Raw genomic sequence first — 18596 nt, 5'->3', positions numbered from 1 at the left:
ACTGTCACCCGCCCTGCCGCCAATGCGCCCGCCGCTCCCCGCTGGCGGCACCCCGAACGGTCAAGGGTCAGCCGAAACGGAGACGAATGCCCAGCGACGCGGTGCGCCCCACCTCACCTTCCCGCCGATCCAGGTCGATCTGGGCAAAGGCTTCAAGCCAGCCATCCTTGCGCGCGGTCAGGCCGGCGCCTATCACGGCGGCGTCACGGCCCCGTGCGGCACCGGCCTGATGGAAACCTGCGCCGTCCAGCCTGAACAGGCTGCGAGCAGCCACGTCCCTGAAATCATGATCCCAGCGCACATGCAGTTCCGGCTCAACTATAAGGTCCGCCGTGCTGCGATATCGTGCCGCCAGCCGAAGACCCGCCTCGGACCGCAGTGCATGCAGGTCCAGGTTGTCCACTGAAAGGTCCAGCGCACCTGCCCCTGCCTCCCTGAACCCTTCGCCCGACACCTGATCGTAACGCAGCCCCCCGGCCGCTTCGAACAGAAGCCCGGCCACAGTCGCGCGGTAACCGGCCGTAAAGCCGGCCCCGAACTGGCTGCCCTTGCCATCCGACAGCGCCAGCCGGTCGATGCTGCCGAAGCGGATGGGCCGCCGGGCATCATGGTCGCTCATGCCGAAAGCGATATCGGCCGTGCCGAACAGGCGCCCGTGGGTTATGCCACCATAGGCCGCGAGCATGTAGCTGTTCATCGTGCTGTCACCCCCGGCCCCGTCCAGGTCAGTCCGGACATAGCCGATGGCGGCCCCCAGCCGGGAATTGCCGGGCGCCGGCACATCGAACCCCGTGGTCAAGCCCACCTGATCGCGATCCAGGCCACTGCCGTTGCGGGACCCCAGATTGATGCGGGCCCAAAGATTGGCGGCATTCGCCGCGGCGCTGTCGGACAGGCGCACATCATTATCCGTCCCGTCGATCTCTGGCAGCGCCTGCCCCGTGCCGGATACAGCCCCGCGCCGCAACAAGGCCTGCCGGTCAGACAGGATGTCGCTGAACATCCGAGCCGCGTCCAGCCCGCCACGCACCATATCAGGATGAAGTGCGCCGCCCATCGTCGTCAGCGCGGCCGGGATGGCGGCAGGGGCGGTACGGTAGAGCGCTTCGAACAGCACGCCGCGGTCATTCATCTGGCGCGTGCCCGCCGCAGGCCGGAGAGAATCAAGCGACGCCCCAACAGATCGCTGGCCTTCGTCCAACCCACCGATACCGGCATAGGATGAAGGCGTGACCAGTAACGCCACATCCGTCGATCCATACGAGAGATCGAGGCGGGCACCGGCGGGCAGCCCGCCGGCCGGCTGGTTCAATCCTGTAAATCCGCCGGTGATGCCGCCTGCCGCCTGAAGGATCGTGAAGCCCTGGCCCAGGGCTGGCGTGAAAGAGGTGGCATCGGCTTCGGCGAAGCCGCGAAGCACCGCTGTCACTATGCCATCCGCAGCAAAGCCGCCGGACACGACAAGCCGGTCATGTCGCCCTTCGCCTGCGCCCGCCACGGGACCGTCGATCTCGACACGCAGATCCGCTGTGGCAACACTGACCACATCGCCCCGGATGGTCAACACGCCCGGAGAACGACCAGGAGACAGGGTTCCCGCATTCAAGACAGAACCGGTCACGGTTCCTGACCCAGAAAGAGCCGAACCGGTCACAATCGTCAAGGATGTTGTTTCCAGGCTGCCATTGACCTCCAAGGTGCCGGCTGCGACTTGCGTGCCCCCCGTCAGCCGGCTTTCCCCGGACAGGGTCAAGATGCCGACACCTTGCTTCAGCAAGGTGTCGTTGCCCGTCAGGCTGCCTGTGAAATCCAGCGCGTCGCTGCGATCGAACGTCACCACGCCCTTGGGGCCGGGCAGCAGGTCGGCCGCATACCAGGCAACCCCCTCATAGGCATAACCATCGCTGGTGAACCCTTCCGTCAGGGAGGGGCTGTAGAGATGATTGCCGGTATTGGCGGAAAAGAACCGGTGGATGGGAGCCGCCCCCGGGGCCGCATGGCCCATCGCCCTGAACACGACACCTTGATCCTGGTAACCGCTGCCCGGCAGCAGCAGCCGCTCGATTTCCACGGCATCGGCGGTATAGACATGGTCACCGGCCGCGGCGGAATAGAATTCCCGCACCGCAAGGGTGGCCTGGCTGTTGCCGTCATTGGCGAATGGCACGCCTTGCTCGCCATAACCCTGGGCCAGCAACGAAGCCGCCCGGTTGGAACTGGCCGTCAGCACGGTATCGCCCGTACCGGCATGATGCAGGCGAAAGATGACGGGCAGATTGTCATGCCGGTCATAGGCGGCCACCTGCTGTGCTGCGTAGCTGACGGTCGTCAGCCTGTCGAGGCTGTCTGTGATGGCCAGGGTCTGTGTCGCCGCGGGCCTGGTATAGATCGTACCAGTCACGGGTGTCCGACCGGGACCGCCGGGGGTGTAGATGTCGCTGTAGCCGGCCTCCGCCGCGGTGGGGATCTTGACGTTCAGCAGGCTTCTGACCGCCGCGTCATCCCCTGTCAGGATGATGTCGATGTAATTGTCATTGTCGGCCAGATAATAGGGAGCCGGGATGCCGGCCGGGGGAACCCCAAGATCGGCCAGCCCCACCACCTTCACTATCCCAAGCCCCGGCCCCAGGTCATAGGCCACGCCGTCTTGCGTGATGGTGACCAGCCGGCCCTCCGAATCCACGGCCTGAAGCTGGAAGAACCGGGAAAAGTCGCCGGGCCGGATGGCCGAGACACCGTCGGGGGAAAAGCCGCCATTGGTCAGCAGGCGCAGGCGATAGGTGGCTGCCCCCTGATAGAGAGTGGCACCGTCATTGGTCACCCCTCCCATCAGCGAGACGGGGCCGCTGTCCCCCACGGCAGAGAAACGGCTGAGCTTGGCCGCCAGCAGGCTCGGGCCGGTGACATAGGGATTGCCGCTGGCCGCGGTCATCCCCACCGCCGATTGCAATCCATCCGGCCCGACCAGCATCAGGGGCTTGTCATCGGACACAATCTCCACCGATACCGGATGGATGGCCCCCTCGGTCCCCGGGGTCAGCCTGTTGCCGAATTCCCCGAACACCACAACGACGTTGCGCTCGTTATATTCAAGGTTCGGGTTCAAACCGACGGCCTGCGGGGTCACCACTTCTCCGGTATTGAGGCGAATGGCGATGTCGGTCGGGGCCAGTGTGCCCGGCAGGACAGGCAGGCTGAAAACGATGGGCAGGGCATCGCCATGGATCACCTGCGCGCCATAGCCACCCTGGATCAGGCTGGCAACCGGCGTGGCGGCGGTCAGGGCCCGCAAGGGCGGCTGGGGCGTCAGGGTCGCGAAATCCGCGTTCACCCCGGCCCCGGCTGCCACGGCCAGCCCCAGGGTCGACGCTCCCCCCAGGCCCGGAATGCCGATGATCCCCTCAAAGCCGAAATCGGCGGACAATATGCGGGCCGTCGTCGACCAGATGTCCGAATTGATGACGACCTCGCGCTGAAACTCGATATAGGCAGGCGACACTATCGGCGCCGCCGCTTCCATCGCCCCGTCCATTTGACTGACCCACCCCGTTCAGATCAATGCTTCAACCGATGCCCCGTGACAGGCCCCGGATATGTCCCCGTTGCAGCCAATATCATGAAGATCGACATCTGTCAGCGTCCCAGCGCGGGAACAGAAAAGGGGGGTGTCAGAAGCGCGCCGCAACCGGATCAGGCGGCCCGGGGCACGCCGCCGCGGATGCCCCGCCCCGTCATCATGAACAGAAGGCCGGATACCAGGACAATGGCGGCCCCCGCCACGCCCACCAGCCCATAGCCCCCCTTCCGCAGGCAAACCTCCGCCAGCAGCGGCCCCCCGGCAACGCCGAGCAGCAGAAGCGCCGGCCCGCGGGACGGCAGACGGCCCGTCGGGTCCAGGGTGGCCAGGATCGTGAAGACATAGGGGATGATGGCGATCGTCAGGGACTGGATCATTACGGCGCAGATGGCGAAGATCAAACCGTCCTGCGTGCGGACCGCCATGATCAGCACCAGGGCCAGGGCAAGCGGGATCACCATCAACGGACGGACAAGCCCGAAACGCAGCCCCGCCATCTTGGCGGCCACCGCGCCCATCATGCCGCCCATGGTGGCAAGCGCCATCAGTCGGCTCATGGCCGGCGGATCGATGCCCAGCCGGCTGCCGATCGCCACCTGATGCTGATAGAAGGATGCCTGCCCGACGAAGAACAGAATGAAGGCCAGGGCCGTCGCCGGACCACGCCAGCCGATCGCACCATCTGTCGGCGCCCCCGGCGCATCGCGGGGGCTGCGTCCGGACAGGGACAGCCGGTGCATAAGAAGGGCCGCCAGCAAAGCCAGGACCGACAGGATCAGGAAGATGGCCCGCAGGCCGAACAGGTCGATGATGGTCCCCGCCGCGAAGTAGAAGCTGGCGGCAAAGGCCACCTCACAAATCTGGGCCGTGGCGTAATTGCCCTGGACGGCATGGGAACGTGCCAGCAACGCATTGGCGGCGTTCAGCATCAGACCATGCCCGACACCAAGCCCGATGGCACCGGCGGCAAACAGCCAGGGGGCATGGCCCGCCGCCATGAAACCCGCGCAGATCGCCGCGAACAGGGCGGCGGCCCTGGCCAGTTCCTCGCATGAGACACGGCGGAACAGGTAGGGGGCGACCAGGTTCGACATGGCAGCCGCCCCAAGCTGGCAGGCGCCGACCACACTGCCCCACCATGGCTCCACCGGCAGCAGCCCTTGCACCGAGGTGATCCACAGGGCCATTGCCGTGGTGGCGGAGAAGCCGACGCTGTTCACGACGGCAAGGCTCAATACGCGCTGGGTTGGCGACATCGTCTCCGCTTTCCGCATCCGCCCCGCCGGGCGGGGCCACACCCCGCAAAGGCTACGGCCGGCATGCGGAACCGGACAGGACCGATCAGGGTAGCCCGGGCTGAGATAAGGGTGGCGCGGGCAGAAGGCGGGGTAGGATTGCAGAACGCAGAGCGGGACAGCGGCCTATGCCGCCGGCTTGGACATCCGGGACAGCACACTGGACAGGGCGGCGCCCACATCCTCCAGCCGGAAGGGCTTGGGCAGAAAGGCCTGGATACCGGCATCGCGGCATTGCTGCCTGATATCGGCCGTCAGATTGGCGGAAAGGGCCACGATGGGCACGCGACCGCCCGAGCCCGGCAGGCTGCGCAGACGGCGGGCCGTCTCCAGCCCATCCATCTCCGGCATGGACAGGTCCATGACCACGGCGTCCACGGGGCGACGGCGCACGATGGACAGTGCCTCCGCCCCATTGGCGGCCTGCATCACCTCCGCCCCGTACCGCACCAGCAATTCCGTCGTCACCAGACGGTTCATCTCATCATCTTCCACCAGCAGGATGACGGGCCGCTCTCCCAGCCCGGCACCGTACAAATCCGCAACCGGCACCATGGTGGAAGTCATCGCCGCAGGCTCCATCATCCGGGGCGGCGTATCGGGCTGCTGCACGGTCAGGGCCACCAGCGGCAGGCACAGGCTGAACTCGCTGCCCTGTTCGGGGCCGCTATCCACGGTCAGGACACCGCCCAGCATGTCGGTCAGCGATCGGGCGATGGCCAGCCCCAGGCCCGTCCCGCCAAATCGCCGGCTGATGGAATTGTCGGCCTGGTTGAAGACGTTGAATATCTGCTCCAGCTTGTCGGCCGGAATGCCGATGCCGGTGTCCGTCACCTGGAAGCGCACCCAATGCGCGTCCCCCTTTCCCTTGGATGCGCTGGCGTGGCCCCTGGGCGGGGACGCAACCCGGTCCACGGACAGCGTCACCTGCCCCCGCTCGGTGAATTTCACGGCATTGTCCAGCAGACAAAGCAATATCTGGCGCAGACGCTTGCCGTCGGTGACGACACCAGACGGCACGCCATCGCCCGTGCGCAGGCTCAATACCAGGCCCTTGCGTTCCGCGCGCGGCCCGACACTGGCCATCAGGTCGCCCAGCAGCAGGCCCAGATCCACGGGGCCAGACACCATCTCCAGCCGCCCGGCCTCCAGCTTCGCCATGTCCAGCACATCATCGATCAAGGACAGCAGCGTGGCACTGGACCCGCCCATCACCTCCAGCAGGCGAATCTGCGCCGCGTTCAGATTATGCGTTTCCAGGATCTGCAGACAGCCCTGGATGGCGTTGATGGGCGTGCGGATCTCGTGGCTGATGGTAGCCAGGAATTCCGACTTGGCCCGATCGGCGGCCCGCGCCTGCTCGGCCACAGCCTCTGCTGCCCCCCGCTCGGCCGCCAACTGCCGCACCAGCCGTGACAAAGCGGCCGCGACAGCGCCTGTGGCGAAGGTGACGACCAGAACGGGTTGGGCCAGCCAGGCGACCTGATTGCCCAGATTTTCCAATGCATATGTATCGGCCGGGCGCGTGATGACGACATCGGCCAGGAAGAAGGCCATCATCAGCGCCGCCCCCAGGAAGGCGGCAATCATCGTCCATTCCGCCATTCGCCGCGGCCGCACCCGCCAGATGGACAGGACCCCGGCCCCACAGGCCGCCAGCACGAAACTGCCATTCACCAGTTCGCGCAGCACTGCGTCGCCGCGCGCCAGCGTCACTGCCGTGACGACCGCCACCATGGCCCCCATCGAAAACCAGCGCCGCCAGGCAAAACGCTGCCCCGCGTAAAGCGCCGCGCCATGCGCCAGCAGATAGAAGGCAAGATTGTACAATGTGCTGGCCATTGTGGCCAGGAAGCCGGTGACCAGCGTATGCGGCGGCGGGGACGGGCCCATCAGCGGCATGAGCAGCAGGGCCACGGCAAAGCCGGCGCACCAGAACAGTGCATAGCGTTCCTGCCGGCCATGCAGCCAGATGACAGCCAGCAAGGCGCTCGCCCCCAAAAGGGGCGCCGCATTAACCATCATCAAGGCGTGATCGAGAGTCATTTCCGCAAGTCAGCGCAAGTGCATAAACGCTAGATTGATTTGGCTGCCCATCCTGCAACAACGTCACTGATTCCGCAATCACCAGCATAGGCAACCAAAAAGATTCCGTGACTATTGCTTTCGGGGCCAATTTGTTTTTCCGGCCATGAACCCATTAACATGAATTTTCCCCAATTTTCAGCCCGTGACACGGCGTGACCTATCCGATTGCACGCTGGTTACCACACAAGCACCCTGGCAAGACATGATCCTCATCACAAGCGCGCGACCGTGACAGGCTGCCTTGTTTGAATTGTGGCAATCAACCAAGTCTTGTGATTCAAAGGCCTGAGCAGAAGATGTATTCCTTCCGCACAATCCAACGATCCGGGGCCGAGCCATGACCAGATATATCCAAGCGACGCTGTTGGCAGCGGGCCTGCTGCTGGCCACGGCCATGCCTGCCGCCGCCTTCCGCCTGATCCCCATCGAAATGGAATTCGCGCCGTCGGGCCGCGGTGCCACGCAGATATTCCGGATCGAGAACGATACCCCCAACCCCATCGCCGTGGAGATCCACATCACCCCGCGCAGCCAGGGGGCCGACGGGGAGGACCTGCCGGCCGAACGGTCGGAGGATTGGATCATCTTCCCCGAACAACTCGTGCTGGAACCCAACCAGAACCAGTCGGTGCGCGTGCAATGGACGGGTGATGCCAATCCATCCCATGAACTGGCATTCCGGCTGGTGGCCGAACAGTTGGACGTCGATATCGGCCGGCCACCGTCCCAGGGCGGCCAGGTGCGGCTGCTGGTGCAATACAAGGCGTCCCTTTATGTGGTGCCGCCCGATGCGCGACCTGCCATCAATGTCGTGGAAGCCGGCCCCCACCAGTTGTCGGACGGCGTCGTCATGCTGGTTCGGGTCCGCAATGACGGCACGGCACACAGGATCCTGAAGGATCCGACCCTGACGATGGAGGCCGGCGGGCGGTCCGTCTCCATCCCCGCCGAGCGGCTGGGCGGGCTGGCCGGAGAGAACATCCTGCCGGGCGTCACGCGGGACTTCCTGCTGCCCTGGCCCGAGGGATTGCCGGTCGGGCCGCTGAAGGGCCGGCTGTCCCTGCCCTGACCCGTTATGCGCACCGGAAAGCCTCCGTCTGGGGGCCGTCGTCCGGCGGCCCGTATCCTGCCTCTGCTGGCCTTGGCGGCCTGCGGGCCGGTGCTGGCCGCCCATGGTGCGGAACCGGCACCGGCCGCGCAGCAGCCGACAGCGGCAGAGCTGTTCCAGCGGGCGTTCGGGCAGCGCAAACCGGCCCCCCGTACCCAGAAGACCGACCTGCCCGTATTCTTCGACGGGTTCGAGGTGGGACAGGTGCCGGCCATCGTGGCGCTGGACCCGGCGGAAACCCTGGTGGACCTGACCCGGCTGGCGGAATTGCTGCGCCCGCTGGCCCAGGACGCCCCCATCGCCGATCTGCTGGCCCAGGCCGGACCGGACGGGCATGCCTACCCCACCCGCATGGCACGCGCCGGCATCCAGCTTGCCTATGATGGCGGGGAGCAGGTGGTGAGGGTCACCATTCCCGCCGCGGCGCGCAAGCAGCGCGACCTGTCCGTGCTGGAACGCGGCGCGGCGGCGCGGGCCTACACCGTCATTCCGCAGGCGGATTTATCGGCGCAGATAAACATGCGCGCCGCGCTCGACTATCTCTCGACCCCTTCCGGCCTTGGCGACAGCGGGTGGGGGCCGCTGTCGGTCGTGATGGAACCAGCCGTCAACTGGAAGGGCTGGGTGGTGGAGGCAGAGGTCTATTACCGCGAGAACGCCATGCACACCCTGTCGCGCGGACCCGTGCGGCTGGTGCGTGATTTCACGCAGAGCGGCATCCGGGCCCAGCTAGGCGACCTGTCGGTGCCCGTCACGGGCAATCAGGTGGGCCGTGCCATGGCCGGCCTGTCGGTCGCCCGCAATTTCTCCATCCGTCCCTACGACCTCGTGCAGCCGGGCGGTGCCCGTGAATTCATCCTGGAAAACCCATCCATCGTGGAGGTCATCGTCAATGGCCGGCCCACCCGTTCCTTCCGGCTGGAAGCCGGGCCCTACAATCTCAACAATTTTCCCGGGGCATCCGGCACGAATGATGTGCAGATCCGCATCACCGATGCGTTCGGCCGTGAGCAGACGATCGACTTTCCCTTCTTCTTCGACAGCCAGTTGCTGGCCGCGGGTGTGCAGGAGTTCGGCTACAGTCTGGGGGTGCCGTCGCAGGTTGTGGACGACCGCTACCGCTATGCCGAAAGCGACCCCGTCTTCACGGGCTATCACCGCATCGGTGTGACCGACAACCTGACCATGGCCTTGGGCGCACAGGTGGACCGGACCGAAGCGGCCCTGACGGCGGAAGCGCTGCTGGCCACGGGCCTTGGCACGTTCGGGCTGGAACCCGCCGCCTACCTGCGCCGCCGCGATTGGGAGCCCGATGAAACGGCAGCAGCCAGAAAGCAAGGATATGGTGGAACGTTACGATACCGATCCTATACTAACGGCACCTCTATCCTGGACCATCAATCCATCACGGCGCAGGTAAGCTGGTACGATGCGAATTATCGCAGTTTCGGTTCCACCTTCGTCAACGATACCAGGCTGGATGCCTCCATGCGGATCAGTCAGGCCCTGTTCGAGGACCTGACGGCATCGCTGGGGGGCCGTTACCGTCAGACGCGGACAGACAATCAGGAAGACAGCTATAATGTCGACCTGTCCCTGCGCCGGCGCCTGTTCGATACGGGCACTGTCGATCTGACCTTCAGCCACGGGCGCGACAGTTTCGGAGGCAAGGAAACGGGGCTGTACCTGACCACCCGTTTCACCTTCGACAAGGGGCGGCAGAGTGCCGGCCTCAACCTGGATACGATCAGCCGGCAGCAGCGGCTGGACTGGCGTTTCCAGTCGCTTTACACGGTGGACGCCCTGTCGGGCGGGATGGAATTGCTGAACGGACCGGGTTCGGTCGGCGACCGGGTACAGGGCAATGTCAGCTACACCCACCAGCAATTCGAGGCGCAGGCCAGACACGACCTTGTCCGGCGTGGCCTGAACGATATCAAGGGGCTGGAAAACCGCACCCAGTTGACGGCCGCCACAGCCCTGGTTTTCGCAGACGGGTATTATGGCGTGACACGGCCCGTCACCAACAGCTTCGCCATCATCGCCCCCCATCCCCGCCTGGCCGGCATGGATATCGGGGTCGATCCCATAGACGACCGCTATGCAGCGGAAACGGACTGGCTGGGTGGCCCCATCGTGCCCAACATCACGGCCTATCTGGTACGGCCCATCCTGCTGGATGTGCCGGACGCGCCGGCCAACTATGACCTGGGCGAGGATCGGCCCGCCGTCCAGCCGGGGTATCGCTCGGGAACGGTCGTGCCCATCGGCACCAACGCCGTCGTCAGCCTGACCGGCACGCTGACCGGTCCGGACGGTATGCCGGCCGCCCTGCTGTCGGGGGTGCTGATACCGCAGGGCATTGATGGCGCACGGGAAATCGCCTTCTTCACCAACCGCAGCGGCCTGTTCCGCATCGACAGCGTGCGACCCGGCGACTGGCTGTTGTCCATCCACGGGAGCGACAGCCCGCCCACCCCCATCCATGTCGCTGCCGATGCAGAGGGAGAGATCAGGCTGGGGCCCCTGGTGCTGTCCCCGCCCTGACACCTTCTGCCGTCGCGGCAGCCAGCGCCGGCAGGTCGGGTCGGCGGTCCGCCCAGTCCGTGACGCGCTGATAGCCATGCCCCAGCGTGACCAGCATGGCTTCCCGCCAGGGCGTGGACAGAATCTGCAACGATACAGGCAGCCCTTCCGCCGTCTCTCCGCAGGGCAGCGCCAGCGCCGGCAGGTCCAGCCAGTTGGCCATGCGGACATACCGGCTGAAGGGCAGCTTCCCCTCATCCAGATCGGCCAGCCCGGGGGCTGGAACGGGCACGGTCGGCGTCAGCAGCGCATCGAACTCCTGTGCCCAGGCATGGAAAACGGGCTGATCCCGACCACGGGCCTTCAATATCTTGGATATTTCCGCATCCGGAATGTCAGCACCCCCGCGCAATCGGGACAGGACACCCTTATCTATTTCGGTTTCGTAACGATCAACACGATCGCGCCATATCCGCCAGGCGCGGCCGGCCATCAGCAGTCCCGACGGTTCGACACAGGCTTGCGGTGAGAGAGGTGGTGCCGCCTCCACCAGCCGGGCGCCCAGCCCTTCCAGCCGGGCCAGGGCGGCGAAATAGGCGGCCCCCACCACAGCATCGACACCATCCAGATAGCGGTCGGGCAGCACAGCCAGCCGGGTGCCGGCCACCGGCGCGGCCAGGGCGGCGGCGGCATCGAAGACAGCCTGCCGGGCCAGCCGTGGCGAAGGGTTGGCCGGGCCGGCGGCCGGGTCGGCCAGAACGGCCAGCAGGTGCGCCACCTGCTCCACCGTCCGGGCCATGGGGCCGATCGTATCCAGTTCCGGGCAGAGCGGCAGACACCCCGCCATGGGCACACGCCCGCCCGTGGGCTTCAGCCCCGTGACATTGTTGAGGGCGGAGGGAATGCGGATGGACCCGCCCGTGTCGGTGCCCAGCGCGGCATCGGCCAGACCCGCCGCCACGGCCACGGCCGATCCGCTGGAAGACCCGCCGGCCACGCGGACGGTGGCGGCATCCCACGGATTGCGCGGCGTGGCCGTGGCCCGGTTGACGCCCCAGGTACCGAAGGCCAGTTCGACGGTGTTGGCCTTGCCCAGCACCAGCATGCCGGCCCCGGAAAGGGCGGCGACGGCCGCCGCATCCGCCCCCGCGTCCCCTACCACGGGCGTGCGGCATCCCCCGCCGGTGGGCAGGCCCCACACGTCCAGCACATCCTTCACGGCCAGCGTCCGACCCGCCAACGGTCCTCCCATCCGCGGAGCCCGGTCCTGGCCCCACGCCCGTTCGCGCACCCATTCGGGCTCGACCAGCGCGAAGGCGCGAAGATGCGGATCGAAGCGTGCGATCCGGGCCAGCGCCTCTTCTGCCCGCGCGGCGAAATCAGGCATTCCCGTCCCCCTGGCTGTCATGTGAAACCGCCTGATCAATAGCGGCAGACAGCGCGGGCGGCCAGCCCTGCCATGCACCTATGTTGCCATGCCCAAAGCCGCCTTGACCCGGGCCAGCAGTTCCGTCCGCGCCGCGTCGTCCTTTTCGCCCCGGACCTTCTCCGACAGGGCCAGCATGGTGGCGGCATAATCATTGTGCCAGTCGCGGGCGGGCGGGGCTGCCCGGCGGGGAGCCGTGGGATCGGTCCGGCGGGCGCGACGGCCGGTCAGTTCCCATGTGCTGTCCAACTCCGGCACATGGACCTTGGCGCCGTCGATCCCTGTCGCCTCCAGCCCTTTTTTCAGGGCCAGCCGCTCCTGTTCCTCCCCATGCACGACGAAGATGCCGCCCGCCACGGGCAGACGGTCCAGTGTCCAGCGCAGCAGGCCGGACCGGTCGGCATGGCCCGAATAGGTATCCAGCGTGCGGATCTTGGCCCGGACCTGCACCTCCTCCCCATGGATGCGCACACGGGAAACGCCTTCCTGCAGCAGGCGCCCCAGCGTGGCGGGCGCCTGATACCCCACCAGCAGCACCGTGGCCGACTGGCGCCACAGGTTGTTCTTCAGGTGGTGTCGGATACGTCCGGCCTCGCACATGCCGCTGGCGGCGATGATGATGGCCTCGCCCGTGATGCGGTTCAGCCGTTTGCTGGCCTCCACATCCTCCGTCAGGTGCAGGTTGCCGCGGGAAAAGGGCGGTGGCGTCCCCTTTTCGTTGATATCGGGGAGATGGCGGTCGAACACGCCGGTGACGTTGATCGCCAGCGGACTGTCCAGGAAGACGCTGACCGGCCGCAGCGCCCCCTCGTCGAACAGCCGGTCCAGATCGTAAAGCAGTTCCTGGGTGCGTTCCACGGCAAAGGCCGGGATCAGCACCGGCCCCCCGCGGGCAAGCGCCGCCGTCAGTTCGGCCCCCAGCATGGCGCGCCGCTCATCCGCCGTCACGATCGGCCGGTCACGGCCGCCATAGGTGGATTCCACCACCAGCCAGTCAGGCCGCGCCGGGCCATGCGGGTCGGGGTGAAAGGGCTTGTCACCCGGCCCGATATCACCGGAAAACAGCAGGCGCACGGGCCCGTCGGCACCGGGCAATTCCAGCTCGATCGAGCTGGACCCCAGAATATGCCCGGCATCCCAGAACCGGGCGCGCACGCCGTGCTCCACATCGATCCAGACGTCGCGGTCCACAGGCTGGATGCGAGACAGCACTTGTTCGGCATCCGCCCGCGTGTAGATCGGCTGCACCTCCCGGCTGCCGCGCTGGCGGTTGCGGCGGTTCAGGCGCCGCACCTCGGTTTCCTGGATGAACCCGCTGTCGGGCAGCATGAAGGTCAGCAGGTCGGCCGTGCCGCTGGTGGCGATGATGCGGCCGGTGAAGCCATGACGATACAGTTTGGGGATCAGGCCGCTATGGTCGATATGGGCGTGGGTGAGCAACAGGACGGAGATATCCGCCGGATCGAAGGGAAAATCGCGGTAGTTCAGTTCCTGCACGCTCTTGCTGCCCTGGAACATGCCGCAATCGACCAGCAATGCTCCACCCTGATGACGCACCAGGAAACAGGAACCCGTGACGGCACCCGCCGCCCCGTGGAACGTGATGGAAAGGTCTGCACTGCCGTGCTTGTCGACGCTCAATGGATGTCTCCCAGGGCGCTGGCGGAACCGTTGCCGTTATTGCCGTTGACGTGATAGCCCGACGCCTCCGCCGCCAGCCCGCAGGCAAAGCGGAATTCCACCTCCCGCTCGGCATGGATGCGGTAAAGCGGTTCACCGGCCTGGACAGGGTCGCCCACCTTCTTCAGAAGGTCGATGCCGGCACCGGGGTCAAAGGGGGCACCGGCCAGCCGGGCGATGCGGGCCAGCCGGTAGCAGTCGATGGTTGCGACGCGGCCATCATGATCGGCCACCACCTCCCGCTGGAGCGCCCCCAGCGTGGCGATGCGCGGCGGCGGCCCCTGCAATTCCATGATCCGGCGCATGGCCTTCATCGCGGCGCCGCTTTCCAGCAGGTCGCGCGCCCGCGCCATCCCGGCCCCGCCGCGCAGCGCCGGATCGAATTCCAGGATGCGCCCGGCCAGTGACAGGGACCGTTCGCGCAGGTCTTCCGGGGCCGTGGGGCTGTTTTCCAGCACGGCCATGACGTCGCGCGCCTCCAGCACGGGACCGATCCCGCGGCCCACGGGCTGCGACCCGTCCGACAGGGTCACGCGCAGGTTAAGCCCGATGGCATCCCCCACATGTTCGAACAGCTTGCGCAGCCTTGCCGCGTCGGCAGCGCTGCGCAGCTTGGCGCTGGGACCCACGGGCATGTCGATGACCAGATGCGTGGAACCGGCTGCCTTCTTCTTGGACAGGATGGAGGCGACCATCTGTTCGCGTGTATCGATGTTCAACGGCCGTTCCACGGCGATCAGCACATCGTCGGCGGGCGACAGCTTCACGTGCCCGCCCCAGACCAGGCATCCCTTCACCGCGGCCACGATCTCCCGCATATGGTCCAGGCCCACCTCCACATTGGCCAGCACCTCCATCGTGTCGGCCGTGCCGGCCGGCGAGGTGATGGCCCGCGACGAGGTCTTGGGCATGGGCAGGCCATGGGCAGCCACGATGGGCACCACGATCATGGAGGTGCGGTTGCCCGGAATACCACCGATGCAGTGCTTGTCCACCACCAGCGGCGCGCCTGGCCATTCCAGCCTCTCCCCCACATCGGCCATGGCACGGGTCAGGGCCAGCGTCTCCGCCGTGGTCATGAAGGCACCGCAGCCCACCAGGAAGGCCGCCACCTCCACCTTGCCATAGCGATGATGGGCGATGTCGTCGATGATGGCGCGATAGCCATCACCATCCAGTTCCCGCCCCTCGATCTTCGCCTGCAGCGCGTCACGGCTGCGCGGCGGATGCGGATGGTCCAGGCGGACGATCGTCCCCTCCGGCAGGCCGAAACGGGAGAACGCCTCCTGCGACAGGCCCAGACAGTCCGGGGGCAGGATGGCGGGATCATCCACAAGGTTGAGTGCGGCCACCAGCCGCCGCCCCCCGGCCACCACCTCCACCTTCTCCTGCCCCTCGAACGCCGCGGCGCGGTATGGCGTGCAGGCCCGCGAGAGGAAGGCGACATTCTCCCGGCTGGTGCCTATTGCGATCCTTTTCAACCCAAGCATTCCGGTCCCTTCGTCAGGTGCTTGATATCGCGCCTGCTTTCCATTTCCCGACCGAACCATGATAGCAACGCACCAAGTGCCGGCCATGACATGGATCAAGCTTTTCAATGTTAACGACCCACAACCCGCTGTTGCTTTTCTTTCCCCCTTCGTCGCGCGTCTTCATGTTTTGAAATGCAACCGTCGATATGGCGCATCAGCAATCCAACCTGTCCTTGTTATTTATGCAGAAAGTTGAGATAGGATGGTCGGACAGCATGAAGCGCGGGGTATGCAGACGTGCCTTGGTGGGGCCAGGACAAGGGAAGCGTTTTGGACGGCAACGGGCCGTCTCCTTTCCTTCGGCTGATAGCCATCCTGACATTTCTTGTCGCCTTCTTGCTTGCCGGCCCGGCGACCCTGGCCGCGAACCCGTCCATGGTGCTGATGGACCGGGCGGAAGTGGGGTTCGACAACCTGTCCACAACCGACGGCCTGTCCAACAACACCGTCATGGCCCTGGCCCAGGATGAGACGGGGTTCATCTGGATCGGCACGCTGGGCGGCCTGAATCGCTTCGACGGGTACAGTCTGCGCACCTTCGACCATGACCCTGCCGATCCCGGCACGCTGCCCAACGGCTTCGTGCGGGCCCTGCAGCCGGCGCCCGGCGGCGGTATGTGGCTGGGCACCCATACCGCCGGTGTCGCCTTCTACGATCCGCGGACGGACCGGTTCACGACACTGGGCGCCGGGCCCGACGGGCTTGGCCATGTGCAGGTCTATGGCCTGGCATCGGACGGGGCCGGTGGGGTATGGGTGGCGACCATCGCCGGACTGGACCGCGTGCGGGCCGACATCACGGTGGCAGAGCGGGTCCGGGCGGGACAGGATGGCTTCCCCCCGGGCTATGTGTTCGCCGTTTTCCGGGACAGGGGCGGCACATTGTGGGCCGGCACGGAAAAGGGCATGGCGCGGCGCGCGGCCGGCAGCCGGCACTGGCAGGTGCTGAAGGGGGAGGACGAGCCCGCTGCCCATGCCCTGGAAACCGGGGTCTGGAGCTTCTACCAGGACACGACCGGCCAGGTATGGATCGGCACCAATGGCGGCGGCATCGTCACCGTGCCGGCCGGAGGCGATGCGGCACAGTCGCACCCGCGCCTGACGGGACCCGACACGGGCCTGGGTCGCCACACCGTGCGCGGCATCGTGGAAGAGCGGCCCGGCGTGCTTTGGATCTCGCTGTTCGGCGGCGGTGTGGCCGAATATGATACCGGCCTGGACCGGCTCAGCCTGATACGCGCCGATCCCAATGTCCCGCGGGCGCTGAAGGGGAATTTCACCCGCGCCATCATGAAGGATCGTGGCGACGTCGTCTGGGTCGCCACCAACATGGGGGTGGCCCGCCACAACGCCGTGCCGTCGGGCATCGCCAGCATCGCGACGGGCCGGTCGCGCGGCTTTTCCGGCCGCGACGTCTGGAGCCTGTGGGCGGATGCCCGCAACGGCCTGTGGATCGGGCAGGACGATGGCGGGCTGGACAGGCTGGACCTGTCCAACGGTCGCATCACGCCCTTTGGTCGGTCCGAAAGCGGCGGATTGCCGGCAAGTACCCCCATCTATGGCCTTGTCGGCAATGGCAGCGGGGACCTGTGGATCGGTGCGGCCGGCCTTTACCGGCTGGCTCCGGCCGACGGGGCCGACAGCATCACGGGCATGCCGCTGCCGGGCCCGGTCAATCGCGACGTGACGACCCTGGCATCCACGGGGGACGATCTCTGGATCGGCACCTATTACGGTCTGGCGCGGCAACCGCTGGCCGGTGGCGGTGGACGGCTCTACACGACCGACCCGGCCGATCCGCAAAGCCTGTCCAACAACGAGGTCTGGGCCATCCTGCCCGAGCGCGACGGCGCCTTGTGGGTTGGCACGGCCAATGGCCTGAACCTGATGACCAGGGACGGCAAGTTCAGGCGTATCCACCGCGTGCCCGGCCGCACCGACGGGCTGCCCCACGATTTCGTCAGCGCATTGGTGCATGACAGTCGCGGCCGGCTGTGGGTGGGAACCGTGGGCGGCGGCGTGGCGGTCATGCTGGACGGCCCCACCCAGACCGTCCAGCGATTCCAGACGGTCTCCAAGGCGCATGGATTGCCGAGCAATACCATCGCCAGCCTGGCCCTGGGCGGTGACGGACGCATCTGGGCCGGCACCGACAACGGTCTGGCCGCCATCGACACGGTCGATTTCAGCGTGACGCGCGTCAACCCCGCTTCTATCGGCAATGTTTTCTCCTATCTGCCCGGGTCGGTGACCACGATCAGCGATGGGGGGCTGGTCTTCGGCGGCACGAACGGCCTGACCCTTGTCCAGCCCTCGCTGATCCAGCCGCCCCGCTTCCTGGATGCGCTGGCCGTGACTGCGGTGACGGCCGGCAACCGGGCTGTGAACGCCAGCGCCCTGAACCTGCCCGGCCGCACCCGCGCCATCCGGGTGCCGGCCGACAACCGGCGGCTGGAGGTGGCATTCAGCCTGCTGGACTATGCCAATGCCAGCCAGGTGCATTATGCCTACAGGCTGGAAGGTTTCGACATGGATTGGGTACAGGCGGGGATCGGCCGGCGGGTCGCCTCCTACACCAACCTGCCGCCCGGCAGCTACCGGCTGTATCTGCGGGCGCTGGACGCGGATACGGCCATCGTGTCCGAGCGTGTCGTCACCGTCATCGTCCCCCATGTCTGGCACGAGCGGAGCTGGATCCGGTTCCTCAGCCTGATCGTGCTGCTGTCGGCGGGGGCCGGCATGGTCATGCTGCTGGAACGCAGCCGCATCGCGAAGCTGAGTGAAGCCAAGAGCATGCTGGAGGCACGGGTCGCCGAACGCACGCAAAGCCTGCGCGAAGCCAATGACCGGCTGGCCGAACTGGCCACCCGCGACGCACTGACCGGCATCCACAACCGCCGCGCCTTCATGGAAAGGCTGGACCAGGAATGGAGTGCCAACCTGCGCCATCAACAGCCCTTCTGCGTGCTGATGCTGGACCTGGATCATTTCAAGGAGATCAACGACAATTTCGGCCATCTGGTCGGCGACACGGTCCTGCGTGAGGTGGCACAGCGTATTGCCGGCGCGCTGCGCGAAACCGACCTGCTGGCCCGGTATGGCGGAGAGGAGTTCGCCGTGCTGATGTCGCACACCGATGCCGCCGCCGCCCGCATCGCCGCCGATCGCATCCATGAGGCCGTCGGCGGCGCACCCTTCCGGCTGGAGGGCCTGTCCCTGTCCGTCACGATCAGCATTGGTGTGGCCCAGGCGGACCCCGCACGGGAGACGCAGACACGGATGTTCAACCGCGCCGACGCGGCCCTTTACGAGGCGAAGTCGGCCGGCCGCAACCAGGCGGCGGTGGCCGCCGATCCCTGATCGG

The 18596-nt window shown here is 66.5% G+C and carries 9 protein-coding genes; 3 read left to right on the top strand and 6 right to left on the bottom strand.

Annotation, left to right across the window (positions count from 1 at the left end):
* Positions 1–67: 67 nt before the first annotated feature.
* From ABC728_RS02630 to ABC728_RS02620, 3 genes are all read right to left on the bottom strand, one after another.
* Positions 68–3532 carry an autotransporter outer membrane beta-barrel domain-containing protein gene (locus ABC728_RS02630; RefSeq protein ID WP_416619863.1) on the bottom strand — a complete coding sequence of 1155 codons (3465 nt, stop codon included), beginning with the start codon at positions 3530–3532 and terminating at the stop codon, positions 68–70.
* A 158-nt stretch (positions 3533–3690) separates the two neighbouring features.
* Positions 3691–4833: a hypothetical protein gene (locus ABC728_RS02625; RefSeq protein WP_416619862.1), complete on the bottom strand. Its 1143-nt coding sequence runs from the start codon at positions 4831–4833 to the stop codon at positions 3691–3693.
* A gap of 165 nt (positions 4834–4998) precedes the next feature.
* Positions 4999–6858, bottom strand: coding sequence for an ATP-binding protein (locus ABC728_RS02620; RefSeq protein ID WP_416619861.1), 1860 nt, complete (start codon positions 6856–6858; stop codon positions 4999–5001).
* A gap of 439 nt (positions 6859–7297) precedes the next feature.
* Here ABC728_RS02620 and ABC728_RS02615 point away from each other — a divergent pair, with 439 nt between their 5' ends.
* Together ABC728_RS02615 and ABC728_RS02610 are read left to right on the top strand one after the other, a co-directional pair.
* On the top strand, positions 7298–8029 hold the full coding sequence (locus ABC728_RS02615) for a fimbria/pilus periplasmic chaperone (RefSeq protein ID WP_416619860.1): 732 nt from the start codon (positions 7298–7300) through the stop codon (positions 8027–8029).
* A 6-nt stretch (positions 8030–8035) separates the two neighbouring features.
* Entirely contained in the window at positions 8036–10615 is a 2580-nt protein-coding gene (locus ABC728_RS02610; RefSeq protein WP_445376255.1) for a fimbria/pilus outer membrane usher protein, read from the top strand.
* Here the strand turns inward: ABC728_RS02610 and ABC728_RS02605 are convergent.
* From ABC728_RS02605 to ABC728_RS02595, 3 genes are all read right to left on the bottom strand, one after another.
* Positions 10581–11981 (bottom strand): amidase, encoded by a 1401-nt coding sequence (locus ABC728_RS02605; RefSeq protein ID WP_416619858.1) that lies wholly within the window; start codon positions 11979–11981, stop codon positions 10581–10583. The two genes, ABC728_RS02610 and ABC728_RS02605, sit on opposite strands and share 35 nt — an antisense overlap.
* Positions 11982–12059: 78 nt before the next feature.
* Complete coding sequence (locus ABC728_RS02600; protein WP_416619857.1) at positions 12060–13661, bottom strand: MBL fold metallo-hydrolase; 1602 nt, start codon at positions 13659–13661, stop codon at positions 12060–12062.
* Positions 13658–15190 (bottom strand): thymidine phosphorylase family protein, encoded by a 1533-nt coding sequence (locus ABC728_RS02595; protein ID WP_416619856.1) that lies wholly within the window; start codon positions 15188–15190, stop codon positions 13658–13660. The genes ABC728_RS02600 and ABC728_RS02595 overlap by 4 nt, the downstream gene beginning before the upstream one ends.
* A 378-nt stretch (positions 15191–15568) precedes the next feature.
* Here ABC728_RS02595 and ABC728_RS02590 point away from each other — a divergent pair, with 378 nt between their 5' ends.
* Positions 15569–18592, top strand: a complete 3024-nt coding sequence (locus ABC728_RS02590) for a ligand-binding sensor domain-containing diguanylate cyclase (protein ID WP_416619855.1) — start codon at positions 15569–15571, stop codon at positions 18590–18592.
* Positions 18593–18596: the final 4 nt, after the last annotated feature.

The organism is Niveispirillum fermenti (assembly GCF_052474395.1).
Note: the sequence above shows the minus strand (reverse complement) of the source record. Positions and strands in the feature narration are given on the sequence as shown.

Bases quoted from the DNA above. Each gene is read 5' to 3' on its own strand.
- ABC728_RS02595 (WP_416619856.1), bottom strand. From the start codon at position 15,190: ATGCTTGGGTTGAAAAGGATCGCAATAGGCACCAGCCGGGAGAATGTC.
- ABC728_RS02625 (WP_416619862.1), bottom strand. From the start codon at position 4,833: ATGTCGCCAACCCAGCGCGTATTGAGCCTTGCCGTCGTGAACAGCGTC.
- ABC728_RS02630 (WP_416619863.1), bottom strand. From the start codon at position 3,532: ATGGACGGGGCGATGGAAGCGGCGGCGCCGATAGTGTCGCCTGCCTAT.
- ABC728_RS02610 (WP_445376255.1), top strand. From the start codon at position 8,036: ATGCGCACCGGAAAGCCTCCGTCTGGGGGCCGTCGTCCGGCGGCCCGT.
- ABC728_RS02615 (WP_416619860.1), top strand. From the start codon at position 7,298: ATGACCAGATATATCCAAGCGACGCTGTTGGCAGCGGGCCTGCTGCTG.
- ABC728_RS02605 (WP_416619858.1), bottom strand. From the start codon at position 11,981: ATGCCTGATTTCGCCGCGCGGGCAGAAGAGGCGCTGGCCCGGATCGCA.